The 12,276-nt window shown below is 63.5% G+C and carries 11 protein-coding genes; 8 read left to right on the top strand and 3 right to left on the bottom strand.

Annotated elements, in window-relative coordinates:
- Nucleotides 1–652: 652 nt before the first annotated feature.
- Nucleotides 653–1,672, bottom strand: a complete 1,020-nt coding sequence (locus tag VNH11_20435; GenBank protein ID HVA48745.1) for an ABC transporter ATP-binding protein — start codon at nt 1,670–1,672, stop codon at nt 653–655.
- 153 nt (nt 1,673–1,825) lie between these two features.
- Between VNH11_20435 and hisF the strand changes: the two genes are divergently transcribed.
- From hisF to VNH11_20420, 3 genes are all read left to right on the top strand, one after another.
- Nucleotides 1,826–2,602 carry an imidazole glycerol phosphate synthase subunit HisF gene (hisF, locus tag VNH11_20430; GenBank protein HVA48744.1) on the top strand — a complete coding sequence of 259 codons (777 nt, stop codon included), beginning with the start codon at nt 1,826–1,828 and terminating at the stop codon, nt 2,600–2,602.
- Nucleotides 2,603–2,727: 125 nt separating this feature from the next.
- The gene (locus VNH11_20425) at nt 2,728–3,888 is read left to right on the top strand and encodes a PilT/PilU family type 4a pilus ATPase (protein HVA48743.1); all 1,161 of its coding nucleotides are present in this window, start codon (nt 2,728–2,730) and stop codon (nt 3,886–3,888) included.
- Complete coding sequence (locus VNH11_20420; protein HVA48742.1) at nt 3,888–5,765, top strand: ATPase, T2SS/T4P/T4SS family; 1,878 nt, start codon at nt 3,888–3,890, stop codon at nt 5,763–5,765. The genes VNH11_20425 and VNH11_20420 overlap by 1 nt, the downstream gene beginning before the upstream one ends.
- Nucleotides 5,766–5,906: 141 nt before the next feature.
- Here the strand turns inward: VNH11_20420 and VNH11_20415 are convergent, their stop codons facing one another.
- Nucleotides 5,907–6,359, bottom strand: coding sequence for a hypothetical protein (locus VNH11_20415; protein HVA48741.1), 453 nt, complete (start codon nt 6,357–6,359; stop codon nt 5,907–5,909).
- Nucleotides 6,359–6,592, bottom strand: a complete 234-nt coding sequence (locus tag VNH11_20410) for a hypothetical protein (GenBank protein HVA48740.1) — start codon at nt 6,590–6,592, stop codon at nt 6,359–6,361. Before VNH11_20410 ends, VNH11_20415 begins: the two co-directional genes overlap by 1 nt.
- Before the next feature lie 140 nt (nt 6,593–6,732).
- Here VNH11_20410 and VNH11_20405 point away from each other — a divergent pair, with 140 nt between their 5' ends.
- From VNH11_20405 to VNH11_20385, 5 genes are all read left to right on the top strand, one after another.
- Nucleotides 6,733–7,770 carry a DUF3500 domain-containing protein gene (locus tag VNH11_20405; protein ID HVA48739.1) on the top strand — a complete coding sequence of 346 codons (1,038 nt, stop codon included), beginning with the start codon at nt 6,733–6,735 and terminating at the stop codon, nt 7,768–7,770.
- Between the two features lie 4 nt (nt 7,771–7,774).
- Nucleotides 7,775–8,524: a hypothetical protein gene (locus VNH11_20400; protein ID HVA48738.1), complete on the top strand. Its 750-nt coding sequence runs from the start codon at nt 7,775–7,777 to the stop codon at nt 8,522–8,524.
- A gap of 71 nt (nt 8,525–8,595) precedes the next feature.
- Nucleotides 8,596–10,569, top strand: a complete 1,974-nt coding sequence (locus VNH11_20395; protein ID HVA48737.1) for a proton-conducting transporter membrane subunit — start codon at nt 8,596–8,598, stop codon at nt 10,567–10,569.
- Between the two features lie 102 nt (nt 10,570–10,671).
- Entirely contained in the window at nt 10,672–11,586 is a 915-nt protein-coding gene (locus tag VNH11_20390) for an NADH-quinone oxidoreductase subunit H (protein HVA48736.1), read from the top strand.
- The gene (locus VNH11_20385; protein HVA48735.1) at nt 11,587–12,273 is read left to right on the top strand and encodes a hypothetical protein; all 687 of its coding nucleotides are present in this window, start codon (nt 11,587–11,589) and stop codon (nt 12,271–12,273) included.
- Nucleotides 12,274–12,276: the final 3 nt, after the last annotated feature.

Genomic DNA, 12,276 nt, shown 5'->3' with positions numbered 1-12,276 from the left:
CGTTCGTCTCCGGCGGCACGCGCCGAGGCGACACGCGTGTCGCCTGGGCACGGAGAAAACGGCTTTCCTCTCGCTCCAGCGAAAGGGCTACGGTCGGCAAATTGGCCGCGCGCGGCCAAAGTGCGTGCGGCCCGTGAGTCGCCGGCGGCACGCGCCGAGGCGACACGCGTGTCGCATGGTCGCGGAGCAGACGGCTTTCCTCTCGCGCGGCGAAAAGGGCTACGGTCGGCAAATGCGCCGCACGCGGCGCAAGTGAGGGCGGTTTGTGCCAGTCACAAGGCGGTGGGCTTAAAAGCTTTTATAAGCGAACGTTGATGCGTTCGCGCGTGGCTGTAAAGGCATGTCCGGATTGGTGTTACCGCCGGGCAATGACGCTGAATGCTTTTATTCTTCGGCGTGGTTCAAAGCAAGGAATCTCAGGGTAACAGCTTTCGCCGCCCTGCGTGGGCCGCGTCAGGACGTAACCAACGCAGCGGCAGGTACTTCCGGCAGGAGGTGCTGGCAGAACTCCAACGGGAAGTGTTACCCTGCTTTGAACCACGCCTATTCTTCACAAGTGTTTTAGACCGCGATGATCTTCGCTTGGCTTGCCGGCGGGACGCGGAACCCCCGATCAACTGGCAGATTCCGCCAGTTGGCCCAACGGTGGGGTTCACAACGCGCCCGTGGCGGGTTGCTCCGAAGCCGCCTGTTCGCCGGCCAGCGAAAATAGCTCGGCGATGACTTCTTCCAGCGGCGGATCTTCCACGCTCACGTCCTCCACCGTATAGCGGGCCAGCAGATCGGTGAGCACGTCGGACACCTCGCGCCGCGAAATGCGAAACTTGATCCGCGGAAAGTGTTCTTCCAGCATCTCGCCGTAGCGGTGCAAATCGGCGGGCGGCTCGGCGTCGGCCGGAAACTGCAAGCTGATCACCTTGTGGCCGCTGAAGCGGTCGACGATGCCCGACAGAGAGCCGTCGTACATGATCCGCCCGTGCGCGATGATCACCACGCGTTGGCAGAGCGCGGCCACGTCTTTCATGTAGTGGCTGGTGAGCAGAATGGTGATGCGGCGATGCTGCTGATAGTGCCGCAAAAAGGTCTGGATGTTGTGCTGGGCGATCACGTCGAGGCCGATCGTCGGCTCGTCGAGAAACAGCACGTCGGGCGAATGGAGCAAGGCGGCGATGAGTTCCATCTTCATCCGCTCGCCCAGAGAAAGTTCGCGCACCGGTTGCCGCAGCAGGCCGCCCACTTCCAACAACTCGACCAGCTCGTTGAGTGTGTGGTCGAAGCGCACCGGCTCGATGCGATAGATTTGTTGGTGCAGCCGGAACGACTCCTGGGCGGGCAGGTCCCACCAAAGCTGGTTTTTTTGCCCCATCACCAAGGCGAAGCGGCGGCGATAGGCGTTTTCGCGTTTCCAGGGCACATGGCCCATGACGCTGGCCGTGCCGCTGGTGGGCGTGATGACGCCGGAAAGCAGCTTGAGGGTGGTCGTCTTGCCGGCGCCGTTGGGGCCGAGAAAGGCGACGAGCTCGCCCTGTTCCACGGTCAGGTCGATGCCGCGCACCGCCTCGACCGTGCGATACTGCCGGCGGAAAAGCCCGCCCAGCGAGGCGAGCAGCCCTTCCTGCTTCTGATAGACGCGATACGACTTGGCGAGTCGGCTGATCTCGATAGTGGCCATGCCGTAGAGATTATACGCCAGCCTTTCGGCCGACGTAAGGTTCATTGACCTGCCCGGCGCGACCGCTTAAAGTACAAAGCTGGATTCGCGATACGGAAACAAGCTCCCGCGCCGTCGCAGGCCGCCGGGAACCTCGGTTGATAAAGAGAAGCGATGCTGGCCAAGCGGGTGATTCCCTGCCTCGACGTCGATCGCGGGCGGGTCGTCAAAGGCACCAATTTCATTCAGTTGCGCGATGCCGGCGACCCCGTCGAGGTGGCCGCGCGCTACGAAAAAGAGGGGGCCGACGAACTGGTGTTCCTCGACATCACCGCCAGCCACGAAGGCCGCGCCATCATGCTCGACGTGGTCCGCCGCACCGCCGAAGTCATTTTCATGCCGCTCTGCGTGGGGGGCGGCATCCGCACGATCGACGACATCCGGCAACTGTTGAGCGCCGGCTGCGACAAGGTGTCGATCAATTCGGCCGCCCCGCAGAACCCGCGGTTTGTGGCCGACGCCGCCCGGCGGTTCGGCAGCCAGTGCATCGTGGTCAACATCGATCCGAAGCGGGTGGTGAAAGACGGCCGCGAGATTTGGGAAGTCCACATCAACGGCGGTCGAGTCGGCACGGGCCTGGAGGCCGTGTCCTGGGCACGCGAGGTCGAGCGGCTGGGGGCGGGCGAAATTGTGCTGACGTCGATGGATGCGGACGGCACCAAGAACGGTTACGATTTGGAGATCACGGCGGCGGTGAGCGAGGCCGTGTCGATTCCGGTCGTGGCCAGCGGTGGCGCGGGGCGGCCCGAACACCTGGCCGACGCCATCCAGATGGGCAAGGCCGACGCCGCCCTGGCGGCCAGTATTTTTCATTTTGGCGAGTATACGATTCAACAAACCAAACAGGTGATGGCCGCCCGTGGCATTCCCGTGCGGTCGATCGCCGCGTAAGAGGGTTCAGTGGTCAGGGTTCAGGGTTCATGACGCGCAAGCGAATTGATCTTCGTCAAGCTGAACTCTGAACGCTGAACCCTGAACCCTCACCACTCACCGAGAGCAATGTTATGGCAACAGCAATGGCACCCCCCGTAACGCCCGGCAGCGACGCCCTGGCGGCAAAATTCGTCAAGAAACACGTCGAGCTGGAGATCGACAAGCTGTTTCGCGCCCTGGTGAAGCTGAAGGGGAGCGACCTGCACATGAAAGTCGGCCGCGCGCCGATCGTGCGCGTCAACGGCACCTTGCGGCCGCTCGACCGCGGGCCGGTCGACGACGAAGAAATGGTGCGGCTGATCTTCCCCATGTTCACCGACCGCAACCGCAAAATCTTCGAGGAGACCGGCGGGGCCGACTTCGCCCATACCACCGACGTCGACGGCAGCATGTGGCGGTTCCGCGTGAACGTGCTGCAGCAGCTTGGCCACGTGGGGCTGGTGGCCCGCCGCGTGAACCAGCTCATACCGCCCTTCGAAGGGCTGAATCTGCCGCCCATCATGGAGTCGCTCTGCAAATGGGACCAGGGCATGGTGCTCTTGGCCGGCGTGACCGGTTCGGGCAAGAGCACCACCATCGCCTCGATGCTCAACTGGATCAACCAGAACTATCGCAAGCACATTCTGACGCTGGAAGATCCAATCGAATTCGTGTTTACCGAAGACAAATGCCTGATCAACCAGCGCGAGGTCGGATTGGACGTGGTGGATTTCGGCATCGGCATGAAGCACGCCGTGCGCGAAGACCCCGACGTGATGCTGGTGGGCGAAATGCGCGATGAAGAGACGTTTATGACGGCCATTCACGCGGCCGAAACCGGCCACCTGGTGTTCGGAACCATTCACGCTTCGGGCGCGCCGTCCACCATCGGCCGTATTCTCGACCTGTTTCCGCAATCGATGCACTCCGCACTGCGCAGCGCGATCGCCATGAACATGAAGGCCATTGTGGGCCAGAAGCTGCTGCCGTCGATCAAGCCGGGCGTGGGACGCGTGCCCACCGTGGAAATCATGATTTTCAACTCCATCATCCGCAAGCTGGTGCTGGAAGAGAAAGACGAGAAGCTGCCTGACGCCATCCGCATGTGCGATAAGGAAGGGATGCAGGACTTCACTATGAGTCTCAAAAACCTGGTCGACACGGACCTGATCGACCGTGCCACGGCGTTCGAGGTGGCGCCCAACGTCGATGCGTTGCGCATGGCGCTCAAAGGCATCGAGGTCAAGGCTCCCGGAATCCTGTGATGCGCGGACGACTTGCCATTATCCTCCTGGGGTTCCTTTGCTGGTGTTTCGCCGCGCTGCCGGCGTTGGGCCAAGCGCCGATGCCCGCTGCGCCACAAGCCGCCCCGGTAGCCGTGCCCCAAGCGTCGGCCGGTTCGTTCAATGACGTGATCCGTAAATTGGTGCCTTACTGGGCAGACAAATTCACGGGCGTCGACATCAACGTCGGCATTTTGATTTATGCCGTGGTTCAGGCACTGCTTTACCTGGTGGTCGTCCTGTGGTGGGTCTCCGCCGCCGACTGGGTCAACCGCGACCGCTACTTTCGCAAGCAAAACCGCAACTGGAACCTGGCCATGTGTCTGCCGTTTGGCCTGTGCTTTCTGGCGAGCGGTTTTCTGTGCCACCCCGTCATGTCGTTGCTTTCGTCCAGCGTCACGTTCTGGGTCGGCTATGCGCTCCAATTCCTGTTCTTCCTGGTGCCGTTCATCGTTTATTGCGTCAAGCACAACCAGCAAGTGGCCCTGGACCAGAAGGTGTTCAATTCGGCGCACATTCGCCGCTGGACGGCCAGGAAATTACAGATGATCGGCATCAAAGTCCGTTCCGATCAGCTTACGGCGGACGACGTCGGCCCGCCGATCAAGCTCACGGCCAGCGGCGGCGCGACCGAGCGCGACGACAATGTAAACTTGCTCACGGCCCGGCAGGCCCCCGGCTTTCTGTCGGCCCGCGAGTTGTTGGCCCAGGGTCTCGACAACCGGGCCGACTCGATCATGCTCGACTTTACGCAACAATCGGTTTCGGTCCGCTTTCAAGTGGATGGCGTCTGGCATCCGGGCGAGAACCTGGAGCGCGAGCCGGGCGACATGCTGCTGGCCGTGCTCAAGGTGCTCTGCGCGTTGAACCCCAACGAGCGGCGGGCACGGCAACAGGGATCGTTCGGCGCCGAGTATCAGGGCAAAAAGCACACGCCTCGCGTGATGAGCCAGGGCACACAAACCGGCGAGCGCGTGCTGATCCAGTTCCCCGATCCCGATGTGCGCAAGAAACGGTCGATCGACCTCGGCATGCGCGAGAAGATGTGGGAGGATTTGAAACCGGTGCTCGAGTCGCGCACGGGCATGGTGGTGATCTCGGCGCCGCCGGGCGCGGGCCTGACGAGCTTGTTGCACGCCATCGTCAGCGGCATGGACCGCTATACTCGCGGCTTCATCTGCGTCGAAGACGCCGCGGCCAAAGAGGTGCAGATCGAGAACGTGCCGGTCACCACCTTCAACGCGGCGGGCGGCGAATCGCCGCTCACGGTCTTGCCCAAGTTGATCCGCGAGTACCCGGACGTGATCGTGGTGCCCGACATGAAGGACGCGGAAAGTGCCGAGCTGTTGTGCGACCAGACGGGCCTGGATCGGACGGTGATCACCACGGCGCGGGCCAAGGAAGCGGCCGAGGCGCTGTTGCGCGTGATGACCTTGAAGATGCCGCCGCAAAAATACGCCGGCGCCGTGAAGGTGGCGGTCAACATGCGGCTGGTGCGAAAGCTGTGTGACAAGTGCAAAGAAGCCTACGCTCCGCCGCCGCAGTTGCTGCAGCAGCTCGGAATTCCCCAAGGCCGCATCGAAGCGCTCTATCGTCCGCCGACGCCGAATCCCGAACAGCCTCAGGAACCGTGCGGGCAGTGCCGCGGCATCGGCTACTTCGGTCGCACGGGCATCTTCGAGTCGCTGGTGGTCGACGACCTGGTGCGCCAAACGCTGCAGAAGAAGCCGCAGGTGGAGGCCGTCCGGCAGGCCGCCCGCAAGGCCGGCATGCGCACGCTGCAAGAAGAAGGATTGCTGCTGGTGGTGACCGGCGTGACCTCCTTGCCGGAGCTTCAGCGGGCCTTGAAAGAAACGTGAATCGTAGGGTGGGACCAGCGAGCTTGCGAGCGCCGGCCCACCGATACGGACGTCGTTTATAGTGGGCCGGCGCTCGCAAGCTCGCTGGTCCCACCCTACACCCACTTGCCAACACCTGACTTCTCACGAAGTCAGCTACGGCTACTTGAGCGCTTGCACGACGCTGTAGATCGGCGTCGCGTAAAAGAGGAACACCGCCGCGATCCCGCAGATAAAGATGAAACTGCCGACGCTGTTGACGATGGGGTGAAAGGCCACTTTCACTTGCGACAGACCGTCGGTCAGAGTCAGAATGACGCCGAGGCAGACGACGAACGCGATCCAGTTTGCGCCGATGGCGATCGCCAGCGGCAGGTAATCATCCGGCGCGCTGGCTCCGGAACTGCCGCCGAACAGGCCCGCCGCCAGCACGGCCAGCGGAAAGCTCAGCATCGATGCGACGAATGCGCTGATGCATCGCAGGCCGTTGTTCCACATTCCGTCTTTCATGCATGACCCGAGAAACCACAAAAAGACGAACGCCATGCCAATCCAGTGAATGATGCCCAGCACCTTGGTGGCGTTCAGGTCGGCGAACAGAATCGGCATGTTCATCAGGCGGCCTCTTCGTCCAGGGACTTCTTCGGCTTATCGGGACGCTTCGAGGGCCGGGACAGAATGGCCACAGCCACCGCCGCCAACACCCAATTGGCGGTGAACAACACGGCGACTTGCCAAGGCATTTCCGGGCCCGTCGCGGCGGGAGCCTGGGCCGAGGCAGGACCGGCCGTCAGCCAAATCGCCGCTGTCAGCGGCAGGGTCAACAAAAGTCGCGGAAGGTGAGCCATGATGATTGCCAAAACGCCGGGGGTTAAGCAGGCCGATTATAAGGCAAATTGGGCGGCAAAACCACGGGCCACTGGCCAGCAGCCCCTTGGCAGACTATCGTGGGCGGAAACGAACCGCACCACGCACGGGAGTCCTGACGATGCAAAGCCGTAAATCCCTGGCCGCACTGGCCGTCCTTTTGATCTCTTCGGCCGGCACGCTGGCGGCGATGAATTTTCGCCCGGCCGGCGCCGACATGACGCAGGCCGCCCGCGACTTTTTGGCCGGCCTTTCCGCCGAGCAACGGGCCGCGGCCACCATGAAATTCGACGACCCGGCCCGGCTCGATTGGCACTATATTCCCAAGGACAAGCGCAAGGGCCTGCAAGTCAAGCACATGGACGGCGAGCAGCGAAAGCGGGCCCACGCTCTGCTGCGCAGTGCCGTCAGCCAGCTCGGCTATGACAAAGCCAAGACCATCATGAGCCTGGAGGCCATCTTGCGCGAACTGGAAAAAGGCCGGCAGGGTTCTCCCCTCCGCGACCCCGAACGCTACTACTTCACCCTCTTCGGGCAGCCCAGCGAGTCGGACCGCTGGGGCCTCAGCGTCGAGGGTCATCATCTTTCGCTGAATTTCGTGGTCGACGCCGGCAAAATCGCCTCGGTCACGCCGACGTTTTACGGCGCCAACCCGGCCGAAGTGCGCAGCGACGTGAAGGTCGGTCCGCCGCGGGGCACGCGCGTGCTGCACGCGGAAGAAGACCTGGCCTTCCAGCTTTTGAAGTCGCTCACCGCCGATCAGCGGGGCAAGGCCGTGATTGCCGACAAGTCGCCCGCCGATATTCGCGGCGCCGCCCAGCCGCAGCCGCCGCAAAGCGGCCCCGAGGGCCTGCCGGGCACCGAACTGAGCGACGACCAGGTTAAAATCCTGTGGACGCTGTTGGAGGCGTACACCGAAAACATGACGCCCGAAGTCGGCCAGAAGCGGTTGGCCGAGGTGCGCGATGCCGGCATCCAGAAGGTCTATTTTGCCTGGGCCGGACCCGACAGGCCGGGCATCGGCCATTCTTACCGCGTGCAGGGGCCGACGTTTGTCATCGAATTCTGCAACAACCAGCCCGACGGCGCCGGCAACCCCGCCAATCACATTCACTCGGTCTGGCGGCAGAGGGACGGCGATTTTGGCATCGAGAAATAGTTGGTTGGAAAAGAATGTCGGCTACCGCAATGACCACCGCGTGCAGTGTCGTGTTCGCTTGGCTCGCGCAGCGGCACGCTCACGCCTGCCGCTCGCCCTTGTTTTATTGTCGCTCATCGCCGGTTGCGAACCTCCGCCAGCGCCGCGGTCGGCCAGCGTACCAAGTCGCAAAGACGCGCCAGCCGAAGATTCGCTGACCGAGCAGATCGAGCGAGTCCGGGAAGGTAAATCCGACTCAATCGAGTTGGAGACGCAACCCGTCGCCGACGACGATCTGGCCACTCTCGAAGGTCTGCCGGGCTTGCACAAGCTGGTGCTGAAAAACACGGAGCTCACGGACGTGGGCCTGCGACACTTGGCCGGGCTGACCGATTTGCAAACGCTCGTTCTCGGCGAAACGAGCGTCACCGACGAGGGGCTCGGTCCGGTGCTCGGCATGCGGCGATTGGAGACGCTCAATTTCGGCAGCGCGGCGGTGACTTCCGCGGGCCTGAAAAAGCTGACGTCGCTGGAACACGTGCGCACGCTTCGATTCGGAGCCAGTCAGATCGGCGACGACGCATTGGGGAGCGTCCGCGGCATGCCCGACTTGACCGCCTTGATTCTGCAGAACGCACCCCTCACCGACGCCGGCCTGGAAAAGCTGCTCGGCTTCGACCAACTCGAAACGCTTTATATCGAAGGGAGCCAGGTGACCGACGAGGCCGCGGGCCGTCTGCAAGAATCGCTGCCGCACTTGCACTTCCATTGGTAGGTTGTTGCTGTTCCACCAACTCTTGGCACGCGGCACTAGGAAGGCCGTCGCCCGGCTTGTATCATAGCGACGTGAACGCCGAACAATGGGTGATCGCGGCCGTCGTCTTGCTCGCCGTCAGCGGGGTGCCGGGATTTTTTTTCGATCGCCGCTCGTTCTTCGGCCAACGCCTGGCGGCGCTGCTGGTGATCGTGGGCTGCGGCTGCGGGTTGATCGGCGCCGTGGGGCGCTTATCCGGCGCGGTAGGTCAAGGCCTGACCTGTCCCTCGCCGACCGGCGGCACGTTGACCGTGGGCGTCGATTTTCTTTCGGCGTTTTTTCTGCTGCCCGTGCTGCTCGTTTCGCTCTGCGGGGCGGTCTATGGCGTCGGCTATTGGAAGGCCACGGAACACCCGGAAAACCATCGCAAGCTGTCGCTGTTCTATGGACTGCTGGCGGCGGCGATGACGCTGCTGGTCGTCGCGCGCGACGGCGTGCTGTTTCTCTATGCCTGGGAAGCGATGGCCCTCAGCGCCTTCTTCCTGGTCGCCACCGAAGACCACGACCAACAGGTGCGCGAGGCGGCCTGGATCTATCTGGCCGCCAGCCACTTCGCCACGCTCTGCCTGGTCGGGCTGTTCGCCCTGATGTGGAGCGTGAGCGGAACGTTCGACTTCGTCAGCCTCGAAGCGGCGACGCCGGGCCTGGCCACCGCCATCTTTCTCGTCGCCCTGTTGGGATTCGGCACGAAGGCCGGCGTCATGCCGCTGCACATCTGGCTGCCCAGCGCGCATGCCATGGCGCCCAGTCACGTCTCGGCGCTGCTGTCGGGCGTGATGATCAAAATGGGCATCTACGGCCTGGTGCGCATCGGCTCGCTGTTGCCGCATCCGCCGCTGTGGTGGGGAGGGCTGGTGCTGGGCCTGGGCGTGATCTCCGGCGTGCTTGGCGTCGCGTTCGCCATCGGTCAGCACGACCTCAAGCGGTTGCTGGCCTACCACAGCATCGAGAACATCGGCATCATTCTGCTGGGGCTGGGTCTGGCGCTGGTCGGCCGATCGCTGGGACAAGTCTCGTGGGTCGTGCTGGGCCTCGGCGGCGCCCTGTTGCACGTTTGGAACCACGCCTTGTTCAAGTCGCTGTTGTTCTTGAGCGCCGGCTCGGTGATCCACGCCGTCGGCACACGCGAGATCGACCTGTTGGGCGGACTGGCCAAACCCATGCCCCGCACCGCGGTATTGTTTCTGATCGGCGCGGTCGCCATCTGCGGTCTGCCCCCGCTGAACGGTTTTGTGAGCGAGCTGTTGATCTACTTGGGACTCTTCAAGACGCTGGGCCTGAAGGGATCGCCGGGCTGGCCGATCGCGGCCTTTGCCGCGCCGGCGCTGGCGCTGATGGGCGTGCTGGCCGCCGCCTGTTTCGCCAAAGTGTTCGGCGCGGTGTTTCTCGGCGTCGCTCGGTCGGAGCACGCCCGGCGGGGGCATGAAGCACCCGTGACGATGTTCGGTCCGATGTGCATCCTGGCCACGTGCTGCGCCGCGATCGGGCTGCTGCCCGTTCTCGTCGCCCCCTGGCTCGAACAAGCTGCCCGCGCATGGACCGTGAACGTGGCCGCCCCAGAGCAGCCGCTCGTCAGCTTGGCGCCGCTGGGACGGATCAGCGTGGCGGCCGCGGCGCTGATCGCGCTCACCGTCGCGATCGGCGTCTTCCTCCGGCAGAGGCTGCGCAGCGGCGAAGTCGCCTCAACCCTCACTTGGGACTGCGGCTTCGCGGCCCCGTCGCCGCGGATGCAGTACACGGCGTCGTCGTTCGCTCAGATGCTCGTCGATCTTTTCGCCTGGGCCTTGCTGCCCCGCCGTCACGAGCACCGGCCCAAGGGCCTGTTTCCGCAACAGGCCGATTTCCATACGCACGTGCCGGAAACGGTCCTCGACCGCGGCATCGGGCCGTCGTTCGCCTGGGCGGCACGCTTCTTCACCCGGTTTCGCGTCCTGCAACGCGGCAGTCTCCAGGTCTACCTGCTCTACATTTTCGCGACGCTCATTCTCCTGTTGGTGTGGAGTTAAGGCCGTGCTCAGGTCAATATGCGACGTCCGGAGGATGGCCTTCCCAGGCCGTCCAGCACGAAAACAAGCAACGAGATGGCCTGGGAAGGCCATCCTCCAGATATGATCAACTTTCTATTGCACATTCTGCTGGTCTTGGCCCTGCCGCCGCTGCTGCCGGGCGTGATCAACAAGACCAAGGCGTTCTTCGCCGGCCGCACCGGGGCGCCGCTGGCGCAGGTCTACTACGATCTGTGGAAGCTGGTGCAAAAGGGATCGGTCTTCAGCGAGACGACGACCTGGGTGTTCAAATTTGGTCCGGTGATCGGCCTGGCCACGGCCTTGCTGGCAGCCATGATCGTTCCGCTGGGAGAGCACGACGCCCCCTTGTCTTTTACGGGCGACTTGGTTCTTTTCGCCTACCTGCTGGGACTGGGGCGTTTCTTCACCGTGCTGGCCGCGCTCGACACCGGCTCGGCCTTCGAAGGGATGGGGTCGGCCCGCGAGGCGACGTATGCCTGCCTGGCGGAGCCGGTGTTGTTTTTCGGCCTGCTGGTGCTGGCGAAGATCAGCGGATCGCTGCGGTTGGCGGGCATGCTCGATACGTCGCTCGAAGCCCAATGGGGAACGGCCGGGGCCGGCATGCTGCTGATTCTGGCAAGCTGGTTCGTGCTGCTGCTCGTCGAGAACTGCCGCATTCCGTTCGACGACCCCAATACGCACCTCGAACTGACCATGATTCATGAAGTCATGGTGCTCGACCACAGCGGGCCGGCCCTGAGCTTGATCGTCTACGGGGCGGCCGTCAAACTATTCGTGTTCGCGGCCCTCATCGTGCAACTGTCGGTGCCGCTGGCTACGGGCGTCGGCCTGGTCGACTGGGTCGTTTTTGTGGCCGGCGTGCTGGCGGTCGCCGTCGTGGTCGGCGTCGTCGAATCGGGCATGGCGCGGCTGCGTCTGGTGTCGCTCCCGCACCTGCTGATCGCCGCGGTCGTGTTGTCGGCCTTGGGGCTGGTGCTCATCATCGCGTATGCATAGATGACGATTAAATCCCTCGATCCGCTGCTGGTCCTCGTGCTGTTGATGAATCTGTACATCCTCACGTCGACGCAATTGCGTGCGGTCGTGCGGGCGGTGGCTTTGCAGGGAGTGTTGCTGGCGCTGGCCTACCCGGTGGCGCATTTTGGAGGCCGAGTGGCGGATAGTGCGGCCGGCGGCGGCGACGCATGGGCGGTGCCGCGGCTGATCGTTCTGACCCTCGTCATGGCCGCCGTCAAAGGGGCCGTGATTCCTTGGCTGTTGTTGAAGGCCCTCCGCGAAGTGGATATCCGCCGCGACGAGGAATCGACCATCGGCATCGTGCCGGCGCTGCTCGTGGGAGCGGTGGGCACCGTGCTGGCCATGGCCTTCGCCGCCCGGCTGCCGCTGCGTGCCGATGACAGCAGCAATCTCGTGGTGCCCGCCGCCCTGGCCACCGTCTTCGCAGGTTCGGTGATTCTTACCACGCGCTGGCGGGCGCTCACGCAGGTGCTGGGCTACATCGTGCTGGAAAACGGCATCTTTATCTTCGGCCTGCTGCTGGTGGATGCGATTCCGAGCCTCGTCGAGCTGGGCGTGCTGCTCGACCTGTTCGTCGGCGTGTTCGTGATGGGCATCATCATCAACCACGTCAGCCGCGCCTTCGGCGAAGCCAGCCCCACCCACCTGAAAACCCTGCGGGACTGACCG

This window comes from Pirellulales bacterium (genome assembly GCA_035533075.1).
Classification (GTDB): Bacteria; Planctomycetota; Planctomycetia; order Pirellulales; family JAICIG01; genus DASSFG01.
Note: the sequence above shows the minus strand (reverse complement) of the source record. Positions and strands in the feature narration are given on the sequence as shown.